A 20,335-nucleotide genomic window follows, 5' to 3' on the forward strand; every position below is an offset into this window, starting at 1 on the left:
CTCGTTTGAAAAGAATTTAAACAAGCTTTTATCAGATTTGAATATCGTCTAGTGTCAATTGGTATTGTTCTTGCATTTGTTTTATCTTTTTAATTTTATCGTTAAACACTAGTTCGAATTTTTCTTTGAAATCTTCCATGTCTGAGGATAGTTTCATAACAGGGATGAGACTTTCAAGGTGTTCTCTTAAAAATCGAATACCTTTTTCTTCAGATAAATATCGATGGATGTGATGTTTTCGCTTACTGTAGTATTTATCTGTTTGTAATAGAGGGTTTTGTTTATCGATTTCATCCCAAACATTTGGAGGAAGCAAGTCGTACACATACTTCCGAGTGAACTTTGAAAAATACAAGGGTCTTTTGGATGTTGTGGGATCATAACGCAAATTATAAAGACGGAAAATTTGTTCAAAATACTCACTTCGGAATTCTCTTGAATAAGGCCGTAATTCTTCTGCAATGAACTGTTCTAATAGAATTTGTAATTCATCTTTACCACGGACTTCTTGATAATTTGTAGCCTCATCAATTAAGGCTGTAATTCCAACTTTAGCTAAGGCACGTAAAAGAATCTTAGCTTTTTCTAATACATGCTTTTGATTAGTTGAAATTAAGTCTTGTTTTTCAGCTTCCATGTATAAATCACAGATTATCGTAATAGTGTGTGCGTTATACCATTTTCCAGTTGTTCCATTAAATTGTGCTACTTCAAAAGGCATTATTTGTTCTAAATAATTAGGGTTAATTTCCATCAATAAATTAGCTAAAGATTTAGACCCTATAATTGGTGGGAATCCTTCAATTCTTGTTTCTCCTTTACGCGTGCGATCTAAAGCACTGAATAAACTTGTATCTTTAATCACACGTCTTCCATCATCTAATACAGAGCCAGTAAGTACCGTATCCCCTATATTAAATTTTGATTCGTTAACAATTGCGCGAGGTAACTCAATAAATTTTTCTTCTGTTAACTTATTCAAATTTTCTCGTACAAATGTTTCTTGAGTAAAATCAAAATATTTATCACCATTTTCATAAATAGCTACAAAAATCTTAGCATTATCAACTTCATAATAACCAACTTGAATCGAATGAGGCATTTTTAAACATTTCTCTACAAAGTTTATCATGGTTTTTCCTCCTTGAGAATTTACTTACTTTTAATAAATCAACAATGTCCAACTTATAAATACGATTATTAAAAAAACGGATCTTTAATATTTAGAGGTAATTGAATGCTAGCAATTTAAACAAATCCATCTCCAAATGAATAGTTATATCCAGCCATTACATGTTACCATTTTTATAGTTGGAATCTTGATTGTAAATATACATATGAAGAGCTATTTGGTGGTCGTTTTTACCGAGAGTGCTATTTTTTGTTTTAGTAGAAAGGCTAGGGACGTATTATTCAGTAGAAACACTTCTGACAACACGATTTATCCATACTATTCGTTTTTATCAAAAGGGCGGCAACAAGGAATTTTGCAAGTATTTCAAACTTGTATAAAGCTAAGTGAGCACCAACACTTATACTGCTTTAATTCGACATTTTCATTTAAATACCTTTTTATTACTTTAGCATATGCCCTTGAGAAAGCATGACAGGTTAATATTTAACAAAGAAAGAGAGCAGACACATGACCAAACATAAAGTTTACACAATGAGCTTTGCAAAAGTCTATCCTCTTTATATCGCAAAGGCAGAGAGAAAGGGACGAACGAAGTCTGAAGTCGATACGATTATTTGTTGGTTAACAGGGTACAGTGCAGAAGAGCTGCAGAAACAGGTAGATAAACAGATAGACATGGAAACCTTTTTTGCTGAGGCTCCTGAGCTTCATCCTTCCCGCAGCTTAATCAAAGGCGTCATTTGTGGTGTTCGGGTAGAGGGCATTGAGGAAGAAACCATGAAAAACATTCGTTATCTGGATAAGCTGATTGATGAGTTAGCGAAGGGAAAGAAGATGGAAAAAATTTTGTGAGGTTCATCATGAGAATAACAAGCAAGCCCAGTGAACTAACCTTCACTGGGCTTTTTTATATCTTATAGATCATTCGATCGATAAAAATAAAATCCGTTTGAACGAATCCTCTCTTCATGTCGTCAAAAGAAGTAATACCAAAACAAATTGGCGTTTGAAAAGGGAGTGGCGTGGATGGATATGAAGATGATATTACCTCTTATTTTGCTGCAAGCGATTTTGATGGTGATTGGTTTGTTTGATTTGTTGAAAAGAGACCCATCGAGAATCAGAGGAGAGGTGAAATGGGTTTGGGCGTTGGTGATCGTGTTTGTGGCGAGTGTCGGTCCTATTGTGTATTTGATTTTTGGTCGTAAATCATCTTAAAAGGGGGGGATTTGCTTGAATATGTTGGAGTGTTATGGGCTGACGAAATCGTATGGCCCGAATGAAGTTTTAAAAGATGTTTCGTTTTCTGTTGGGGAGGTTGGATGTGTTGGCTTTTTAGGAGCCAATGGAGCGGGGAAGACAACGACGATCCGGATTTTGACGGGGCTTGCTCGTCCTACTTCTGGGGTCGTGAAGGTGGCTGGTTTGGATGTCACAAAGGAGATGGACCAAATCAGTCATGTGATTGGGTATTGTCCGCAGCATCCTGCATTTTATCAGGATATGACGGGGCAGGAGTGGATGCATTGGGTTAGCGGGTTATTTCATTTAGAGAAAAACATCATTCGCTCCAAAACAGAGGAGCTGTTGAAGCTTTGTGGTGTGTATGAGGCGAAGGATCGTGCCATTGGCAGCTATAGCGGAGGCATGAAGCAGAGGCTTGCCATTGCGCAGGCACTTATCAACAGCCCGAAGGTTCTCATCTTGGATGAACCTGTGTCTGCACTTGATCCCATGGGAAGAAAAGACGTCCTGACGTTGATTGAGCGTCTAAAGCATGAGATGCTGATCTTTATGTCGACCCATATTTTAGATGATATTGAGCGGGTGGCGGATCATATTATCATGATCGACAGCGGCAAAATTGAGATGTCTTCTTCCATGAAACAGATTAAAGAAGACTATATCCAGCCAGTGTTTGAATTTCAATTAGAACAACAGAATACGAAATTAGTGGCTTTGCTAAAAGAGCGGCATTGGGTGGAAGATTGCATTGAGACAGAAAACGCTTATCAGGTGCGAATCAAAGATCAACAAACGGCATTGAAGGAGCTGCCTCGTCTCATCACTGAAGCTGGCGGTGTTCTCCTCCATTATCGACTATCTAAGCTGACGCTTGAAGATATTTTCATGAAGGTTGTGAATGCATGATGATGTTGAAAAAGGAATTTAGGGAGTTATTCACTAGCTATAAAATCTTATTTGTTCCTATCATTTTTACGATTTTAATGATTACACAGCCTATTACGCTTAAAATGCTGCCGGATCTTCTATCGAAATCAGCTAATTTACCTGAAGGGTCTACATTTTATATACCAGAGCCTAGTGCAGGAGAGGCTTTGGCGAGTGCATTGAGTAAATTTGATTCGCTAGGTGTGTTTATCCTGATTATGATCGTGATGGGGACGATCGCAGGAGAGCGTGCCTCTGGAGTGACTGCGATGATTATGGTGAAACCGATCAGTCGAACGAATTATTATGTATCAAAAATATGTGCCTATGCCTGTTTGACTTTGTTTAGTTTGGTATTGGCGGTGCTTGTCTCTGTTTATTATGTGGATATTCAATTTGGGCATGTGGATTGGGTCAATGTGTTAAAAGGAACACTTCTTTATTACCCAAATTTATTGCTTATTGTGGTATCGACCATTTGTGCTTCGGCGTTCTTTCAACGTTCTGTCACAGCTGGCGGTGTGTCGCTTTTGATCAACCTTATTCTGTTTACCGTTCCTTCATTTTATGAAGAGACATTAGGGAAGTTTGCGCCTAAAGGCGTGACAAGTGCAGCCGAAGAGATGATTCATAAGGGGACTTATTCGGATCAGGCACTTACTAGCTATCTAGGTGTATCGGTATTGATTGTTTTCTTTTTTCTCATTGGATGGTTTCTTTTTAGAAAACAAGAATTATAGCAGGCTGTTGCGATTGTTTCTTCAGGATTACCATGAGCATAAAAATCTGAATATGGTAGAAAGTTTGATATGATGATAAAAATTGACTGTATTTTCAGAAAAGGGGTTTTTATCAATGAGAACATCACGTAATCCTGAGACCATTCATCCGCCAGTCGCCCCATATACCCATCAAATAGAAACAACAGGACCTCAGCGGTGGTTAACCCTATCAGGTCAAGTGGGGATGGAAGCGGATGGGACAATTCCCGAGAGCCCGTTGGAGCAGCTCGAACTAGCGTTAGAGAATGTGAAGCGAAACGTAGAAGCGGCAGATATGGCTGTGGAAGATATAACGAAATTAGTATTTTATCTCGTAGGAGAGTTCGATGCTGAGAGCAGGAAACAAATTATGGGGCAGTTTTTGGGCACGCACCTGCCTTGTATGACGATGATTTATGTAGTAGCATTGGCTTCCCCTGCTTTAAAGGTAGAGGTGGATGCTTGGGCGTGTCAGGAGATGGTTTTGGGTGAATAGATAAAAGATTGGGATGCTGCAACCCAATCTTTTTTTTGTACATTTCCCGTTGTATATAGAATAGATTACCTCATTCCTATTACCTTGTTATTCTCTATATGGTAATATTAGGGTTAATGATTAGTGGGTCTAATGACATTCGTTTTTGATTTTTAACACACCATAGATAAGCATACATCACTCTAATCAAAAGGAGAGATTTGATGCCATTCATGGAGGTTCAGAATGTAAGCAAACGATATAGCAATGGTGATGGGATAGAGGATCTTTCATTTTCCATCGAAGCAGGTGAGGTTGTGGCACTGCTTGGGCCTAATGGTGCCGGGAAGACGACAACGATTCGATGTTTAACGGGTCTATATAAACCAGATGGAGGGGAAATTCTCATAGAGGGTTTGCCGCCTGGTCATGCCCATGTCTAAAAACAAGTAGCTCTTATTCCTGATCAGCCGTATTTGTATCCAGATTTAACGGCTGCTGAACATGTTCAATTCCGTGCTCGTGGATATCATAAAGGCTTAAAACAGATCAGGGAAAAGGTATATGAAGCGTTGAAAGAAGTACATATGGAAAAGAAGATGAATGAACTGTGTGGAAGGCTTTCAAGAGGCCAAAAGCAGCGTGTCGTCTTAGCAGGAGCCATTGTTCAAGATGCCTCCCTTTTTATATTAGATGAACCGACTGTCGGGTTAGATATTCCATCAAAACAGTGGCTGTCGGATTGGCTGAGACAAAAAAGTAGTCAAGGTGGGTCGATCTTCGTGTCGACTCATAGTCTGGAGTTTGTCCTTGATAAGGCTAGCAGGGTTGTATTGATTCGAGATGGTGCCATCATGAAGAGTATGGATGTTCCTCAATTAAAGGAAGAACAGGTTGAGTGGAGGGCAGAAGTTATTCAACTTTTGGGGGAGTGGTCAAGTGAATAATACACTCTCCCTTTTATGGATGAAATCTCAAAGGCGCTTGATCAGTAAAAATCAAGAAAAGAAAATGCCTTTTCTGATCTTACTTCTTTTCATAGCGGCAATTGGTTTTCAGCTAAGTGCAGTTTCAAGTATGGGTGATTGGAATACGGGTACAGCTGGATGGATCATTATCTGTTTGTTTGTTCTTTATACGGGGGTTGGTTTGTTTACGAACCGGCTGCCTAGCCAAATGAACGATATCATTTGGTTATATGGAAATGGCGTTTCTTTATGGACGGTTGTTATCAGTGTGTGGATGTATCACATTTTCTGGAGAGGGGCTCTTCTCATTTTCTCTGCTGTAGCTGCCGATCTACTCCTGTTTTTTATGACGCAGCAGTACCCGTTTCTGCTTGGAAAATCACTCATTCTGACAGGGCTGTTATGTTTGGTCGAAACTTGGATGATTGCGGTTTCTTGTGCTAGAACCATTCGAGTATACAAGCGTTTGCTCTTACTCGGTTTTGTCTTGATGTTTTTCAGCTTTGCACTACTTGTTTTGAATCAATTGGTGATGAAACAGCCTTCATTGATGAACATTGCTGATTCTTTGATGTTTCAAGTTGGACGTATGATCGAAGAGTTCTCCATTCTTTCTGTCTTCATTTTTATTGGAGTGATGTTTCTATCTTTCATGATGATGTACAAGGCTAGTCATCGTTTAGAAATGAAGGAGTCTTTAGTCAAAGAAGCAGTATTTTGGGAGGAATTTGAGGGGAAACATATTCAATCAAGTCCAATCGGTCAAAAAAAGAGCAGGACATGGTGGGGACTTCCGGCATTAACGGGGAGCTGGGCTTTTCTTTGGATTGAATTATTGCTGATAAAAAAGTATATGATTTTCCATGTACTATCTACTATGCTGTTAATTGGTACTTACTATGTTGTCTTTACTTATTTTTCAGATTGGCTGAATCTATTCTTGATCGTCATGGCGGCATCCGTTCTTTTTAGTTCATATTATGCAGGGATTGTAAGACACGCACAAACAGGAGTGCTCTACCTTTTTCCAGGTGCTTTATATCAAAAAATCATTCTGTTAGAAGTGTTTCAAACCTTTTGGCTGTATGCTTTCTACTTGATTTCTCTTTATTTGGTTGAGATTCAGGATGTTTTGTATTGGACCTTATTTGGTGGAGGAGTTTATATATGGTTTTTGGCCATACGGCTCTTTGCCTTTATGCAGCCTCTGAGAAGAGAAAGGAGTTTTGCTTTGGCCGCCTATTATCGATCATTGCTATTTGCGTTTGTGATCAGTGCTATGGTCATGATTAGCATTCATCTCATCACTGATGGCTTGTTGACTACAATTGTATCCCTAGTGGCTGGAGCTGGATTTTATGTGCTTTGTTATCGATACCGTGCGGTTCATTAAAAAGAGGAGTTGATTGTAAATGAAACCAGAAAATAAGCTGTCTCAATCAGTTCAACAATTGGCCAATACAAATGAAGTAACGATCGTTCAAGCAATAGGAGATTTAAGAAAATATGGAAAAGATGCAGTGCCCGTCCTTGTTGAGGCTTTAAAAGAAAAAGGCTCTCTGCGGAACATTGCAGCAGCTGTACTTGGTGAATTTGGAGCAGATGCGGGGGACGCAGCAGAACCGCTAGCTCGGCTATTAGAAAGTGACGAAGAAGATACAAGAATGGCCGCTGCAATGTCACTCATGAGGATTGGTCAGCCCAGTTTGCCCTTCCTTCTGCAACTGGCTAAACGTTATGAGGGACCTACTTGTTTCTGGGCATCATGGTGTATCTCTTGGATTGATCCATCAAAAATTGAAAAAAACATGTACGAGTGCTTAAAACAAGAACAAGAAAATCCAACAGGCAGCGTTACTCCTTTTGCTGCAGAGGAAGCATTAGGAAAAATCATCGCCTTTCAGCTAAAAGATAAGGGGGATGAATAGTGGGAACGCAGAAACTCAACTGGCCTGAGCATCTTCCTTGGATTTGCCCTTCAGATCAAAGGAGTGTACCTAAGGGACAGCATCAGCTTCTTTATTTTTGGTCAGTCAGCTGTCCTCATTGTGAAGAATTAACCAATCATATCCTACAACGTATGAATGAGCTGGGTATTCATTTAACCTTTGTCCATGTTCCATATACAGAAGAGGAAAAATCGGCAGATGTTGTTTCAGAGTATGCAGAGGAAAAGAATATGACCGCTCCTATTGTATTGGATCAGGATTATGAGATTGTTGCAAAGTATAAGATTCAAGGATTACCTAGCTTTTGTCTCATAGATCAACAGGGGCAGTTAATAGATCGGAAAATGGGAGATACCGGCTGGGAAAGAATTTTGAAAAAGTTAGAAAAACATTCAATTGGATAAGTGGAGGAGAGAGTGTTGTTTCAATCAAACAAAGAATTAAAAAGAAACGTCATTTTTTTCGCAGGTGTTGGAGCGGTTTTGCTGATTTTAATAATGCTGAAAAGGTTGCCGATTTCTGCAGACTGGGAAATGGCGTTGATTTTATTCGGTTTGGGAATGTTGTTTTATTTGAAGCGTGTGCTGCGGGAAGAAGAAAGTCATAAGTATTCAGTATGATACCTAGAATATAGATTCTAGGTTTTTTTATTAAATTTACCTTAAAACACACCTTTTCACATGGGGATATGAACCAATTTTTTAAAAGTGTGGTAGGATAAATATGCTTTATCTTTATATTGTCCGAAGGAGCTGTCGAGTTGAAGGGATCTAGGGTTGAATTTATTGATAGTTTACGTGGTTTTAGTTTATTAGGTATTTTGATTGTGAATATGCTTAATTTTCAATATGATTATGATTTTGAGAAAATGTTTGATTCGAGTTTTTGGGGGCAGGAATTCGGTGTATATGTGACGGAAATTTTGTTCCAGGGGTCTTTTTATCCGATCTTTTCCTTTTTGTTTGGGTATTCTTTTATCAAGCTGATTGAATCGACGAAGGCCAAGGGGCTAAATACGAATGCCATTGTCGTTCGCCGTGGTTTTGGTCTGATTGTGCTTGGGATGTTGCATTACATCTTTATTTGGAATGGTGACATTCTTCTTTATTATGGAGCTTGTATGTTTTTCTTGATGATGTTTTTGAGCAGTCGGATCAAAACAATGCTTATTTGGTCGGGTGTGTTAGGTGCGTTGTCATTAGTCGTTGTGCCATACACGATGAAACTTGTTTATGGGACTGATGAATTATTAACCGATGTGTATGCCAAAGGTGCTTATGGGGATATTTTGCTCAGCCGGATTACGGTTGAAGACGATATGATGATTGTGACCATTATTATGGCAATCGTGACCATTACGTTTATGCCTATACTAGGGTTTCTTTACGGTACAATGATGGTTGGTCCTTTTGCATTGCTTGGAATGGCGATTGGGAAAAAAGGACATCTGACTGAAGAAGATCGAGGAATGGCCTATCGTAAAGGCTGGGTCTTGATGATTGTGATTGGACTCGCGTTAAAATGTGCGACGTTCATTGATGCTCCTTGGAGTGAATTCGTGATTACGCTTGGTGCCTATGTGCTGACAATCGGGTATATTCAAGCCTTTCTTATTTTCTACTATTCGAAGGCAGCACAAGGTCTCAAACGTCTGCTTGCAGGGCTTGGCCGTTTGTCTCTATCAAACTATTTAGCACAGTCGATTATTTGTACAACGATTTTCTATTCTTATGGACTTGGTTTATTTGGACAATTGGGGTCAATGTTTGGACTGTTGCTTGCTGTCGGACTGTACACAGCACAGCTGTTCATCAGCTATCTCTATTTGAAAAAATGGAGAAGAGGTCCTGTGGAGTGGCTTATGGGAAAATGGGTATATTGGAAATAAAGCATTTTGTTAAAGAACCGTATGGCTTTTGGGCTGTGCGGTTTTTTATTTTTAAAAAATGAGGAGAACATTTTTTAAAATGGTTGATTATTCTTTTAGTGTGTATATAATGTATATATAGTGTATATACAATATTTTGTTCTAACTATGTGAAAAAAGAGGTTTTTATATGCAAATTACGATTTCAAACCATTCTAAGGAGCCCATCTATGAGCAAATTACGAATCAAATCAAATCGATGATTTTAACGGGTGAGCTTGCAGAAGGCGCAGCACTGCCGTCTATTCGAAAGCTGGCGAAGGATCTACAAATTAGCGTGATTACAACGAAGCGAGCGTATGAAGAGTTAGAGAAGGCGGGATTTATTTATTCAATTGTAGGCAAGGGATCATTTGTTGCGGAACAAAATGTAGAAGTGATGAGAGAGAAGAAATTGAAGGTGATCGAGGAACAGCTTGGAGCGGTTGTCACAAACGGGAAAGAATTAGGATTATCTTTTGATGAATTGCAGCAGTTATTAAAGTTCTTATATGAGGAGTGAGATGAGTGGAGCATGTGATTGAATTCAAAGGAGTTTCGAAACGATTCAAGGATTTTTCAGTTCAGAATCTCGATTTACAGGTTAAGAAAGGATTTGTTACAGGGTTTATTGGAGAGAATGGAGCGGGTAAGTCGACCACCATTAAAATGATCATGAATTTGTTAAAACCCGATTCAGGTGACATCAAGGTTTTTGGATTGGATTATCATACTCATGAAAAAGAGATTAAGGAACGAATCGGTTTTGTTTACGATGCTAACGTTTTTTTCCCAGGATTGAATTTAAAGGACATCAAACGAATTGTAGCACCTGCCTATAAACGTTGGGATGACCGGCTTTTTGATCAATATATTGAGCAGTTTGGTCTGCCGCTTCATAAAGCGATCAAAACATTCTCAAAAGGGATGCAGATGAAGGCGTCACTTGCGATTGCGCTGTCACATCATGCAGAGCTGATTATCATGGATGAGCCAACTGCTGGTTTAGATCCGGTTTTTAGAAGAGAGCTGCTCAGCACGTTACAAGAATTGATGATTGATGGAAATCGGACGATCTTTTTCTCGACGCATGTGACGACTGATTTAGACCGGATTGCGGATTATATTGCGTTTATACAAAATGGAAGATTGGTGTTTCAACAGTCGATTCATGAAGTGGCAGAAAGTTATGCGCTTGTGAAAGGAAGCCTGGAGTTATTGGATCGAGACACAGAAAAGGCCTTTGTCCATATCCAGCGTACAGCAGCCGGGTTTGAAGCATTAACGGATCGGATTGATGAAGTAAAACTTATTTTTGGGGATGCTGTTGTGATTGAACCGGCGTCGCTTGAGGATATCATGTTTTATTTGAAAGGCGGGGTTGCGCATGTTTCATTTAATTAAGCGTGATGTGATTTTGCAAAAGAAGCAGTTACTTATTTTTATTCCGTTTATCTTATTTTTTATATTCATGGATGTCCATCCAGTATTGACGTTTCTAGTTGCTAGTGTCTTCATTCCATTTAACACATATGCGTATGATGAAAAGGCAGAAACGAATATTCTATTAAACTCCTTGCCTTATACACGTAAAGAAATTATCGCATCACGTTATCTTGGCGCCATTTTCTATATGAGTATTGCGATCGTGCTGACAAGTGCTGCATTATTTGTGTTTGGGAAGCTGTTTTCGCTGTCAGATATTGCGATTGGCAGCGGGTTGTTTTTATTGTTCGCGGCGTGTACTTTTCCATTGTTTTATATCTTAAAGCCCGGTTATATCACAACGGCAGTGATTATTGGCTTTATCGTATTATCTGCTATGGGACCACCTGTTGTTTTCTATTTAGCAGAGCAATTCAGTGGGATCACTGATTTTATTATGAATTTATCGATCCCTATGTTATATACGGGGTCAGCTGTGCTGATTATGCTTTTCTACCTGCTGTCTTGGGGGCTTTCTACTGCGATTTACCAGAGGAAAGTTTTTTAATTCAGATGATCATATCATTTACCGAGAATCATTCATTTTGAGGCAGGGCTTTCAAAATGGATGATTCTTCTTTTTTTGAATCATGGGAAATTGACATACATTTGAAAATAGGTTATGATTACTTAACATAATGTTAATTATTTTTAACATTATGTTAAGTAAAGTATCCTTCAAGAAAGGAATTTGAAATGGAGATTAAAAATAGAATCAAGGTGTTACGCGCTGAAAAAGACTGGACACAAAAGGATTTGGCAGAGAAGTTAGGTGTGACTCGTCAAACAGTGGCAGCGATTGAAAATGGTAAATATTCTTTGTCTTTAAAACTAGCATTTCAAATTGCTAGAACATTTGAAGTTGATTTGTATGATGTATTTCAAGAGGTCGACAAGGAGGAACAATAATGATGACGACGATCATTCTTTATTCTTTGATTATCCTTTCTGTTATAAGCACGGCCTTTCAATTTAAGAAAAGTCGTGAATATAAACATGATGAACGAGGTCAATTTATTTTAGCGAAAGCAGGAAGTTTTTCTATTATAGGTATTGCCATAGCCTATATATTGGTTGCTGTTATCCAAGCTTCGGTCCCTCAATTCTCATCTCCAAGAGAATGGTTTTATATAGCGATTACGTTTATGTATGTATCAAGTGTTTGCGCAAATACAATCGGTATCATCTATTGTGAAAGGAAATATTAATTCATCGCTGGATGTAAGCTAGAGTTCTTCATCATGAAGGGAAGAGAAAAACCAATGAAAAAAATATTGAGAATCATGTTGATATCTATATGTACTCTTATCACGGTCATGGTTGTTTTTCTAGCTACTGTTTATTTTGTAAACCTCATTAGTAATGAAAGGGAGAAGGGGAAAATAGAAGCCTACGGGCAAAAGGTCTTGGTGGACGGGAAGCAGATGAATGTGCTCATTCAAGGCGATGGGAAAGAAACGATTGTACTTCTTCCGGGCTATGGAACTGCTTCACCCGTGCTGGATTTTATGCCGCTAGTAAATGAATTATCACCATATTATAGAGTCGTAGTGATTGAACCATTTGGATATGGTTTAAGTGACGATACAGATAAAGTACGCACAAGTCAAAACATTGTAGATGAGATTCATGAATGTTTGCAGAAGCTCAACATTAAAAGGTATACGTTGATGGGGCATTCGATTTTTGGCATTTATGGACTAGAATATGTAAATCAACATGAAAAAGAAGTGAAAGCATTTGTTGGAATTGATAATAGTGTTCCGAAGCAGGAAACGGATGAATTGCCGGTTTCCAGCTTGCAGCTGCTTCATCAATCCGGTTTTTACAGATTGATAGTGAAAATGAATCCAGATCAACTCGTGATGCCTAACGTGGATGATCAAACGAAAGATCAGATTAAAATGCTGACCTTCCGAAATTTCTTGGATGAAAGCCAAGCTAGCGAGGCAGAAAACATCACGAATAATTTTAAAAACGCTCAACGCTTACATTTACCTAAGAATCTCCCCGTTGTTTTCTACATAGCGGATGAAACGGAGGAAGAAACACCAAGCTGGAAACCAATGCATGAAGATCTTCTGAAAAATGTAGAACACGGAAAAGTTGTTACTTTCAAAGGTGGCCATTATTTGCATCATACGAAATCTAAGGAAATAGCAGATGGTGTGAGGGGTTTTCTATCGAACATCGAGCGTTCATGTTAGCGTCTTTCCTCCTCAGCTTCTGTTTGAGTTGAACAGATGAAATATCGCAATTTTGATCAAAAGAAGGGTGCTGATTTGTTTTATGATCAAGAAGATGTGAGGAAGATGATGTATAGTCGGGTGACGCAAGAGGTGATTTCTTATTTGGAGTCGCATTTGATGATGAGCAGCAGTTGAGGCAGTTGGGATGTGTCATCTGCAGGAATTTGGATGCGAGTCGATGACGTAAAGGGTGATACGGTGCAGTTTGATAATATTCTGAATCGATTTGTGACAGGCTCTGCGGAATGGAATCAATATGTGATCGTTTTAGATTTCCCTTCTCAAAGTGAATCTATTCATTTTGGTATCCTGCTCAGCGGCAAGGGAACGGTATGGACAGATGGAATTCGATTTGAGGAAATGAATATAAAGAAACCTACAACCAATAGGGTGGAGGATTAGGTATTGCCAGATGTCCCAATGAATTTACAGTTTTAACTTAAGAAGACCGTGTGAGCGGTCTTAGCTCGTAGAGCAACAAAGATTCTCTACGAGCTTTTTTTGGTATGAACTACCTTATGAAACTGATTGAAATTAACTAATCTGTGTTACAACTTTTTTAGGTGTTATAAAAGGCTTTGAGCTGTACCTAGTAGTAAATACTAGAATTAATAATGTGTAGCCAGTCTTTTCGACGAAATGATTTCAGGGTCTTTAGGTTTATTTTCTGCAATACCTCCTATTTCAAGAACGGTCTTTATTCTTATTTTCATTTTCATTGATAGATATAGTGTAATAGTATTAATTTACTAATTATAATATAAATTGTATTTAATGTTGAAATTATACAATTTAAATGACAAAATATAAATAAGGGGGAGAAAATAATCAAAGAAAAGGGGAATACCTATGAGCTTATCAACACGTAAAAAATTATTTGGATTAGGTTTTATGTCATTAATCGCAACGGTAGCTGTAACTTCTGTTGCTTTTATGAGTATTAATCAGAACTTTTTAGTAGCGAAGCTTGGTATTGAACTAAGTACAGCTGAAAAAATTGCAGACCTTATTATGGCAGGCGGAACAATTGCATCTATTATTGGTATTGTTGGCGCAGCCACAGGTGTAGGACTTGCTCTAGCTGGAGCAATCGGTGCTTTAAAAGCAATAGCAAAGGCACAGGGAAGAAAAGCAGTTATTAACTACTAAGCTTTGTCTTCTCCCCCAATACACTACATTAGGTGATATTATGAGATTAGCTTTACTATTTGAAAAAATGTATCTTAGGAAGAAAATAGATGAAGCATCATTACCGCAATGGCTAGGTCATGCTACATATTTATTTCTATCTTTAAGATTTTTCATCATTTACCCTGCAATAGGCATAGGTTTATTTTTTGTTTTAAAAGCTCGTATATTAGACATGACCCTTATAAGTACGTTATGTTGCATCTTAGCAATTATAGATGCGAGAGATTTTCCTATAAAAAATTATTTGATTTACACGGTACATCAAAATGTAATTGTGGATAGAACAGAATCATTTAGAAAAATTTATCGGCATATTTATTTTTATTTTTTCGGAAAAACTGTCTTTAAATTCTCCTTGATTTTTTTCCTTCCTATGTATATGTTTGAAAATAAATTAAACATTATTTATTTTGTGTTATTAGTGATAATCATCATTATAACAGTGATGAACTTTTCTTCTTATCATTTTTATAGAAGCTACTTTCAAAAAGGTATTAGCCAAAATATACGGTTATTCAAGCTCATTTTAGTATGTTTTACTGCGTATATCGTACTGTTAGCCATTTTCCATTATTTTAAATCGGAGATTATACAAGTCTATAATCAATTTCAATTTGATCTATTCAACATCTTGACTGAACTATTAATTGCCTGTTTAGTTTTATTTATTTTGTCTATGGTGTTTCACCATCATAAGGTGTTTCGAAAAATTGGTAAAGAAGAATTAAATGCAAAGGAAACTGTTGTTCAGCATAAGGTGGGGTTTAAAAAATGGGTATTCTTTAACAAAGATATCTTACTTATAAAAAGAACTTACTACAATAAACTCAGGTTTTTGAAATATTTATATGTCCTACATGTAGGTGCCTTAGCGATAGTTCCGGCATTGGTTAGTTTATTATTAAAAGGGAATGATTCCTATATTCTGTTATCCATCATATTTATCGCTGTGGCTTTCTCAAATTTCATAACAGATTATCTAAAAAAGGTGATTAGCCCTGATATTGAATTTTTTGCATTGCCACCAACTACTGCATGGAATATTTCTTTAAATGAAATCTTGGTTCAGAAAGTATATATCTATTTGATTTTATCTGGGATTCCAGTAATCTTTAGTGTCATAACTATGGTTATCTTACATATTCCTTATTCATTCATTACTGGCGTTGCTCTTTTAATTGTTTTTGTATTTATCAATATGGGGCTAGCTGCTACGATTGGTGCCATACTCTTTCCGAAAATAAATCCAGAGAGTGATTATGAAATAGGAAACTCAAGTAAGGCAGTCGTATTTGAAAATGTTTATTTGTACATAATCTCTATTTTACTTTCCTTTATATTTATCATGGAAATTTTTAGTATGGAGATGCCATTTCAATTAGGAAAGTACATAGTGACGTTAATCGTGATCCAAATTTCAATTCTCGTCGTTGCGATCTTTTATTTGAGAAATACCAAGGTGAAGGATGTAATGAAAAATGCAAATTAAGAAAGCATCTTTTAGTTATGGAAACAGTTTGATCTTTGAAAGGATCAATTTAGAGTTAATACCAGGCGAAATTGTTGCTGTAGTTGGTTCTAATGGCTCGGGTAAATCGACATTATTAAAATGTTTAGCTGGGATTTATGAGTTACATAGTGGTGATATCGTGAAAGGAGCCGAGGAAAATGTAGTGTTTGTGCCTGACGTACCTAGATCATATGAATACTTAACAGGATATGAATACCTTGTATTTATACAATCTGTTTCTAAGAAAAAAGATGTTGCAAAGATTCATAGTATTTTAAAGGACTATACTCTATATCCAAATAAGGATAAGTTGATCAAACATTATTCTCACGGAATGAAACAAAAATTGGCGCTTTGTGCCGCACTCATCAATGAAGATATTCACTATTTATTATTAGATGAGCCACTTACAGGTATTGATGAGAAAAGTCAAAAAGTGATCATTGAAAAATTTAAAGAACTTGCGAGCAAACAATGTTCAATTATATTCTCAACACATCAAATTGAAACATTAAGAGGAATATGTGATAAGGTTTTTTATTTAGAGGAGCAGTATGAAGAAATTGTTCATCAATAAAATTAAAGTTAGACTTTCAGCAGTCTCTACTCTATCATTTATATTCCTTCATGTAGTATTCGGTGTTATTGGTTTTATATTAACTAAAAAAGCACCCTCGGATGTCATGTATGTAGAGGATAGTGTGTTTCTTTATTTTACTAACAATTTTTTATACTGTATGGTTCTTGTCGTTGGTGTCGTTACAGCAGGCTTGCTCACCACCTTTCTCATCGCTTCAAATGCATATCTGCTTGGAGTGACAATGAAGGGAGCTCTATTGTTAGGGCATGATATAGGATACATTCTTTATCATATTTTGCATGGAGTGATTGAACTTCCTGCAATTTATTTTTTCTTTAAAATCGGTATTTATCCAGTTGGTTTATTTTTGAAATATTTGGTTTTTGATCACAGATTTGATTTTTGGAGAGATATTTATACAGTCATCCGATACTTTATTTATGGGACAGCTTTATTGTTATTAGCTGCAGTGGTTGAATACTTATTATAGTGAACTTCTTTTGTTTATAGGGAGATGGACATGTTAAAAAAAGAAAAGCTTAATTTACTAGTCATTTGGAGCGTCATTATCTTCATTCATTTCATCGTGTCGCTTTACATTACAGATGCTATTTCTGCCCCCTTATTAAAAAAATCATCTATCAATGTAGGGGATAATACGGTGATTTTAATGACAATTATACTATTAATTTTAGCATCATTAATAGATGTTGTGATTGTTTCTTTACTCATTCATATTAGCTCTGTCATGATGAACATTAGAATAAATATGATGAAAAGCTTTTTAATAGCTAGTTTATTTAATCTCATTTTAAATGTAAACCAAGTGTTAGACACTATTGTGTTATCAAACGCAAATAATTTGACAGCAGAAAATTTCTCAACGAATATCTTCTTTAATCCGTTCTTTTATCTAGGTTTAGTTGTTATTAGTCTGTGGTTAAGATATGTTGAGAAGAAACCAAATGTACAAATAATTGTGATTGTTGCTGTCATTTGTATATATAAATCTTTAACTGTATTTATTTAAATATACAAAAAAGGAGATTTAGTGTATGTCGAATTCATCAAAAAAAAATAATAATTTAATCTTTTATCTAGGTGTTGGAATGGTTATTCTACTTATTGCCTTTTTGAAGTTTAGTCATATTTCCGGTACGATGGAGGTCGTGTTGATATTAATTGGCTTAGTCTCCTTATTTACAATAAAGATTCTTACTAGAGAAAAAAAAGATAAAAAGCAGTAGAGTCTTCATTAAGCGTACGGTGTTTTAGATATATTATGAGAATATGATTGAAAGGCATAGTCATTTGATTATGTCTTTTTGATTATCGTTGTTCGGTCTTCATTAGTAGAAGAAGGTCGTGTTTTAAAAATATATTTAGTTATACAAGGTTCCTACTTCTTTATATGGAAATAACAAAATTTAAGGAGTTTAAATATCTGAATATTATAATAACGGTGTTTTCCTCAAAAAAACAATTGTTTTTTAAGGGTAGATTTATTATGATAATATACATCGAAAGATTGATGTTTCTCAATCAGAATGAAAATTCTGATTTTTATTTTTTATGTTGTTTGTTGATGAGGGGGAAGAAAAGTGGCTCAAAAGGAATTAAAGAGAGGGTTAAGTGCCCGCCATATTCAAATGATTGCTCTTGGCGGCACAATCGGTGTTGGCTTATTTATGGGGTCAGCGAAGGCCATTCAATGGACAGGTCCATCGGTTCTTCTAGCGTACGCAGTGTGTGGTATTTTTATCTTTTTTATTATGCGAGCGATGGGAGAAATGTTATATCTTGAGCCGAGTACAGGGTCGTTTGCTACATTCGGGCATCAATATATTCATCCGCTTGCAGGGTATATGACGGCTTGGAGTAACTGGTTCCAGTGGGTCATTGTCGGAATGTCTGAAATTATTGCTGTTGGGGCTTATATGAAATATTGGTTCCCAGAGCTGCCTGCGTGGATTCCAGGGTTAATTGCGATGATCATTTTAGGAGCGGCCAACTTGATTTCGGTTAAGTCGTTCGGTGAATTTGAATTTTGGTTTGCGATGATTAAAATTGTGACGATTATCTTGATGATTGTTGCAGGTCTAGGCATTATTTTCTTCGGATTTGGAAATGGCGGGACGCCTATCGGCCTGTCTAATCTGTGGGCTCACGGCGGGTTCTTTACAGGTGGATTTACCGGGTTCTTGTTTGCATTGTCGCTCGTCATTGCTGCCTACCAGGGTGTTGAGCTGATTGGGATTACAGCAGGTGAAGCACAAAATCCAGAAAAGACGCTGACCAATGCTATCAAAAGTATCATCTGGCGTATTTTGATTTTCTATATTGGTGCGATCTTTGTCATTGTGACTGTGTATCCATGGGATCAGCTGAATACGCTTGGTAGTCCATTTGTGGCGACGTTTGCGAAGATCGGAATTACAGCAGCGGCTGGTATTATTAACTTTGTTGTGATTACAGCAGCGATGTCAGGCTGTAATAGTGGTATTTTCAGTGCGGGCCGTATGCTTTATACATTAGGTGTGAATGGCCAGGCGCCTGCTTTCTTTACAAAAATTTCGAAGAATGGTGTACCGTATTTTGGGACATTCGCTGTGCTGATTGGTCTAGCGATAGGAGTTGTTCTGAATTATGTTTCTCCGCCAAACATTTTCGTCTATGTGTATAGTGCGAGTGTTCTTCCTGGGATGGTGCCTTGGTTTGTCATTTTGATTAGTCATATTGGCTTCAGAAAGGCGAAGGGAGCAGCGCTTGATCAGCATCCGTTCAAGATGCCGCTAGCACCGTTTTCTAACTATCTTACAATCGGATTCTTAGTAATGGTACTTGTGTTTATGCTCATTAATCAGGATACGCGTATTTCTCTTATTGTAGCAATTGGGTTCTTGATTTTAGTGGCGCTTAGCTTTTTTGTATTTGGAATTGGGAAACGGAAACCGATTGAAACAGCTTCTTCTGATCAAACGGTGAAATAATCAAAAGCCTTGCGGAGTGGACCGCGAGGCTTTTGTCGTTTACAGAGAAGATTTGACACGCTGAAAGACATCTGGATAGTTGGTGAAAAGACCGGTGACGCCGTATTGCAGAAGACGTGTCATGTCTGCTTCGCTGTTGACCGTATATGGATGAAGGAGCAGTCCGTGGCTTCTGACCTGCTGGACGTTTTCAGGTGTTAAAGCTCTAAAATTCGGTCCGACTCCCACGGCGTACGTTTTAATAAAGTCGAGCTGATCGTCTGTGATGGCTGTCATTTGGGCTCTGTCTAATAGCTGTACTTTTGGAAGGCGCGGAGCTAATTTCTGCAGCTTTAGCAGGCTGTCTTGACTAAAGGATTGTATGATAACCTGCCCTTTTCTTGTGTGTTTCCCAAGAAGATGATGTTTCTTTAAGGTGGCCAATAGTTTTTCTTCCATTTGCGGATAAAGGTCTGGTTTTTTTGTTTCAATATAATAATTCTCTCGTTTTCCGAAATAGCGCAGCACCTCATCTAATGTAAGGACTCTCTGTCCGATATAGTGGGCATTTTGTCTGTCGGGATTGGCTTCGTTAAACCATGTACCCGCATCAAGCTGTTTGATTTCGGCAAGTGTGAGGTCTTTGACCCACCCTGTTCCGTTTGTGGTCCGGTCAACGGTTTCGTCGTGCATCACGATGAGATGTCCATCCTTTGTCATTTGAAGATCGAGTTCGAGGTAATCTGCATTCATCTTTGTGGCGAGTTTATAGGAAGCCAGGGTATGCTCTGGTGCATACCCTGATGCTCCGCGGTGTGCAACGGTTAAGATGCGATCTGGAGATAAAAGATGTTCATGAGCCGATATGGTGGCCGGCACCCACGCAAAAGACAGTAAAGCAAAAGAGAGCAACACGAAAGCAAGTAATCTACTTTTCTTCATATTTTATCCTCCTTTTACGGTAACTGCCTTCATCATAAGAAAT

At 37.6% G+C, this 20,335-nt stretch carries 25 protein-coding genes and 1 pseudogene; 24 read left to right on the top strand and 2 right to left on the bottom strand.

Going from position 1 to position 20,335, the window contains the following annotated elements:
• Positions 1–31: 31 nt before the first annotated feature.
• Entirely contained in the window at positions 32–1,132 is a 1,101-nt protein-coding gene (locus tag MHI46_RS01095) for a P63C domain-containing protein (protein WP_260775213.1), read from the bottom strand.
• Between the two features lie 510 nt (positions 1,133–1,642).
• Here MHI46_RS01095 and MHI46_RS01100 point away from each other — a divergent pair.
• The 24 genes and pseudogenes from MHI46_RS01100 to MHI46_RS01215 all read left to right on the top strand — a co-directional run bounded on the left by MHI46_RS01100 (position 1,643) and on the right by MHI46_RS01215 (position 19,371).
• The gene (locus MHI46_RS01100; RefSeq protein WP_260775214.1) at positions 1,643–1,987 is read left to right on the top strand and encodes a DUF2200 domain-containing protein; all 345 of its coding nucleotides are present in this window, start codon (positions 1,643–1,645) and stop codon (positions 1,985–1,987) included.
• A 174-nt stretch (positions 1,988–2,161) separates the two neighbouring features.
• Positions 2,162–2,353 carry a PLD nuclease N-terminal domain-containing protein gene (locus tag MHI46_RS01105; RefSeq protein ID WP_048238247.1) on the top strand — a complete coding sequence of 64 codons (192 nt, stop codon included), beginning with the start codon at positions 2,162–2,164 and terminating at the stop codon, positions 2,351–2,353.
• Positions 2,354–2,368: 15 nt separating this feature from the next.
• Entirely contained in the window at positions 2,369–3,286 is a 918-nt protein-coding gene (locus tag MHI46_RS01110) for an ABC transporter ATP-binding protein (protein ID WP_313902610.1), read from the top strand.
• On the top strand, positions 3,283–4,047 hold the full coding sequence (locus MHI46_RS01115; protein WP_260775215.1) for an ABC transporter permease: 765 nt from the start codon (positions 3,283–3,285) through the stop codon (positions 4,045–4,047). Before MHI46_RS01110 ends, MHI46_RS01115 begins: the two co-directional genes overlap by 4 nt.
• A 115-nt stretch (positions 4,048–4,162) precedes the next feature.
• A complete protein-coding gene (locus MHI46_RS01120) occupies positions 4,163–4,564 on the top strand; it encodes a RidA family protein (protein ID WP_260775216.1) in 402 nt (133 codons plus the stop codon).
• 203 nt (positions 4,565–4,767) lie between these two features.
• Positions 4,768–5,490: pseudogene (locus tag MHI46_RS01125) on the top strand (ABC transporter ATP-binding protein).
• Positions 5,483–6,904 carry a sporulation killing factor system integral membrane protein gene (gene skfF, locus MHI46_RS01130; protein WP_260775218.1) on the top strand — a complete coding sequence of 474 codons (1,422 nt, stop codon included), beginning with the start codon at positions 5,483–5,485 and terminating at the stop codon, positions 6,902–6,904. The pseudogene MHI46_RS01125 and the gene skfF overlap by 8 nt, the downstream one beginning before the upstream one ends.
• Positions 6,905–6,923: 19 nt before the next feature.
• The gene (locus MHI46_RS01135) at positions 6,924–7,439 is read left to right on the top strand and encodes a HEAT repeat domain-containing protein (RefSeq protein WP_260775219.1); all 516 of its coding nucleotides are present in this window, start codon (positions 6,924–6,926) and stop codon (positions 7,437–7,439) included.
• Positions 7,439–7,864, top strand: a complete 426-nt coding sequence (locus tag MHI46_RS01140; RefSeq protein ID WP_260775220.1) for a TlpA disulfide reductase family protein — start codon at positions 7,439–7,441, stop codon at positions 7,862–7,864. The genes MHI46_RS01135 and MHI46_RS01140 overlap by 1 nt, the downstream gene beginning before the upstream one ends.
• A gap of 15 nt (positions 7,865–7,879) precedes the next feature.
• Positions 7,880–8,080 carry a hypothetical protein gene (locus tag MHI46_RS01145; RefSeq protein WP_260775221.1) on the top strand — a complete coding sequence of 67 codons (201 nt, stop codon included), beginning with the start codon at positions 7,880–7,882 and terminating at the stop codon, positions 8,078–8,080.
• A gap of 140 nt (positions 8,081–8,220) precedes the next feature.
• On the top strand, positions 8,221–9,348 hold the full coding sequence (locus MHI46_RS01150; RefSeq protein ID WP_251181486.1) for a DUF418 domain-containing protein: 1,128 nt from the start codon (positions 8,221–8,223) through the stop codon (positions 9,346–9,348).
• 169 nt (positions 9,349–9,517) lie between these two features.
• Positions 9,518–9,889, top strand: coding sequence for a GntR family transcriptional regulator (locus tag MHI46_RS01155; RefSeq protein ID WP_039176077.1), 372 nt, complete (start codon positions 9,518–9,520; stop codon positions 9,887–9,889).
• Positions 9,890–9,894: 5 nt separating this feature from the next.
• On the top strand, positions 9,895–10,770 hold the full coding sequence (locus MHI46_RS01160; protein ID WP_251181485.1) for an ABC transporter ATP-binding protein: 876 nt from the start codon (positions 9,895–9,897) through the stop codon (positions 10,768–10,770).
• Positions 10,754–11,359 (top strand): ABC-2 transporter permease, encoded by a 606-nt coding sequence (locus tag MHI46_RS01165; protein ID WP_251181484.1) that lies wholly within the window; start codon positions 10,754–10,756, stop codon positions 11,357–11,359. The genes MHI46_RS01160 and MHI46_RS01165 overlap by 17 nt, the downstream gene beginning before the upstream one ends.
• 188 nt (positions 11,360–11,547) lie before the next feature.
• Positions 11,548–11,760 (top strand): helix-turn-helix transcriptional regulator, encoded by a 213-nt coding sequence (locus MHI46_RS01170; RefSeq protein ID WP_251181483.1) that lies wholly within the window; start codon positions 11,548–11,550, stop codon positions 11,758–11,760.
• Positions 11,760–12,059, top strand: coding sequence for a hypothetical protein (locus MHI46_RS01175; protein ID WP_251181482.1), 300 nt, complete (start codon positions 11,760–11,762; stop codon positions 12,057–12,059). Before MHI46_RS01170 ends, MHI46_RS01175 begins: the two co-directional genes overlap by 1 nt.
• 54 nt (positions 12,060–12,113) lie before the next feature.
• Entirely contained in the window at positions 12,114–13,058 is a 945-nt protein-coding gene (locus MHI46_RS01180) for an alpha/beta hydrolase (RefSeq protein ID WP_260775223.1), read from the top strand.
• A gap of 210 nt (positions 13,059–13,268) precedes the next feature.
• Entirely contained in the window at positions 13,269–13,502 is a 234-nt protein-coding gene (locus tag MHI46_RS01185; RefSeq protein WP_342503049.1) for a hypothetical protein, read from the top strand.
• 447 nt (positions 13,503–13,949) lie between these two features.
• Positions 13,950–14,249 (top strand): circular bacteriocin, circularin A/uberolysin family, encoded by a 300-nt coding sequence (locus MHI46_RS01190; protein ID WP_251181479.1) that lies wholly within the window; start codon positions 13,950–13,952, stop codon positions 14,247–14,249.
• Positions 14,250–14,289: 40 nt separating this feature from the next.
• A complete protein-coding gene (locus tag MHI46_RS01195) occupies positions 14,290–15,780 on the top strand; it encodes a hypothetical protein (RefSeq protein ID WP_251181478.1) in 1,491 nt (496 codons plus the stop codon).
• On the top strand, positions 15,770–16,378 hold the full coding sequence (locus MHI46_RS01200; protein WP_251181477.1) for an ATP-binding cassette domain-containing protein: 609 nt from the start codon (positions 15,770–15,772) through the stop codon (positions 16,376–16,378). The genes MHI46_RS01195 and MHI46_RS01200 overlap by 11 nt, the downstream gene beginning before the upstream one ends.
• Positions 16,356–16,871, top strand: coding sequence for a stage II sporulation protein M (locus MHI46_RS01205; protein WP_251181476.1), 516 nt, complete (start codon positions 16,356–16,358; stop codon positions 16,869–16,871). Before MHI46_RS01200 ends, MHI46_RS01205 begins: the two co-directional genes overlap by 23 nt.
• Before the next feature lie 30 nt (positions 16,872–16,901).
• Positions 16,902–17,411, top strand: coding sequence for a hypothetical protein (locus tag MHI46_RS01210; protein ID WP_251181475.1), 510 nt, complete (start codon positions 16,902–16,904; stop codon positions 17,409–17,411).
• Between the two features lie 571 nt (positions 17,412–17,982).
• The gene (locus MHI46_RS01215) at positions 17,983–19,371 is read left to right on the top strand and encodes an amino acid permease (RefSeq protein ID WP_039176097.1); all 1,389 of its coding nucleotides are present in this window, start codon (positions 17,983–17,985) and stop codon (positions 19,369–19,371) included.
• Positions 19,372–19,410: 39 nt separating this feature from the next.
• Here MHI46_RS01215 and MHI46_RS01220 read toward each other — a convergent pair whose 3' ends face one another.
• Positions 19,411–20,292 (bottom strand): glycerophosphodiester phosphodiesterase, encoded by an 882-nt coding sequence (locus MHI46_RS01220; protein ID WP_342503050.1) that lies wholly within the window; start codon positions 20,290–20,292, stop codon positions 19,411–19,413.
• Between the last annotated feature and the right edge of the window lie 43 nt (positions 20,293–20,335).

This window comes from Bacillus sp. FSL K6-1000, assembly GCF_038630785.1.
Lineage (GTDB): Bacteria > Bacillota > Bacilli > Bacillales > Bacillaceae > Bacillus > Bacillus safensis.

Excerpts from the sequence above, each read along its gene's own strand:
- MHI46_RS01190 (WP_251181479.1), top strand. The coding sequence starts at position 13,950 with ATGAGCTTATCAACACGTAAAAAATTATTTGGATTAGGTTTTATGTCA.
- MHI46_RS01095 (WP_260775213.1), bottom strand. The coding sequence starts at position 1,132 with ATGATAAACTTTGTAGAGAAATGTTTAAAAATGCCTCATTCGATTCAA.
- MHI46_RS01135 (WP_260775219.1), top strand. The coding sequence starts at position 6,924 with ATGAAACCAGAAAATAAGCTGTCTCAATCAGTTCAACAATTGGCCAAT.
- MHI46_RS01100 (WP_260775214.1), top strand. The coding sequence starts at position 1,643 with ATGACCAAACATAAAGTTTACACAATGAGCTTTGCAAAAGTCTATCCT.
- MHI46_RS01220 (WP_342503050.1), bottom strand. The coding sequence starts at position 20,292 with ATGAAGAAAAGTAGATTACTTGCTTTCGTGTTGCTCTCTTTTGCTTTA.
- MHI46_RS01195 (WP_251181478.1), top strand. The coding sequence starts at position 14,290 with ATGAGATTAGCTTTACTATTTGAAAAAATGTATCTTAGGAAGAAAATA.
- MHI46_RS01120 (WP_260775216.1), top strand. The coding sequence starts at position 4,163 with ATGAGAACATCACGTAATCCTGAGACCATTCATCCGCCAGTCGCCCCA.
- MHI46_RS01185 (WP_342503049.1), top strand. The coding sequence starts at position 13,269 with ATGCGAGTCGATGACGTAAAGGGTGATACGGTGCAGTTTGATAATATT.
- MHI46_RS01165 (WP_251181484.1), top strand. The coding sequence starts at position 10,754 with ATGTTTCATTTAATTAAGCGTGATGTGATTTTGCAAAAGAAGCAGTTA.
- MHI46_RS01155 (WP_039176077.1), top strand. The coding sequence starts at position 9,518 with ATGCAAATTACGATTTCAAACCATTCTAAGGAGCCCATCTATGAGCAA.
- MHI46_RS01200 (WP_251181477.1), top strand. The coding sequence starts at position 15,770 with ATGCAAATTAAGAAAGCATCTTTTAGTTATGGAAACAGTTTGATCTTT.
- MHI46_RS01170 (WP_251181483.1), top strand. The coding sequence starts at position 11,548 with ATGGAGATTAAAAATAGAATCAAGGTGTTACGCGCTGAAAAAGACTGG.
- MHI46_RS01115 (WP_260775215.1), top strand. The coding sequence starts at position 3,283 with ATGATGATGTTGAAAAAGGAATTTAGGGAGTTATTCACTAGCTATAAA.
- MHI46_RS01210 (WP_251181475.1), top strand. The coding sequence starts at position 16,902 with ATGTTAAAAAAAGAAAAGCTTAATTTACTAGTCATTTGGAGCGTCATT.
- MHI46_RS01180 (WP_260775223.1), top strand. The coding sequence starts at position 12,114 with ATGAAAAAAATATTGAGAATCATGTTGATATCTATATGTACTCTTATC.
- MHI46_RS01175 (WP_251181482.1), top strand. The coding sequence starts at position 11,760 with ATGATGACGACGATCATTCTTTATTCTTTGATTATCCTTTCTGTTATA.
- MHI46_RS01105 (WP_048238247.1), top strand. The coding sequence starts at position 2,162 with ATGGATATGAAGATGATATTACCTCTTATTTTGCTGCAAGCGATTTTG.
- MHI46_RS01205 (WP_251181476.1), top strand. The coding sequence starts at position 16,356 with ATGAAGAAATTGTTCATCAATAAAATTAAAGTTAGACTTTCAGCAGTC.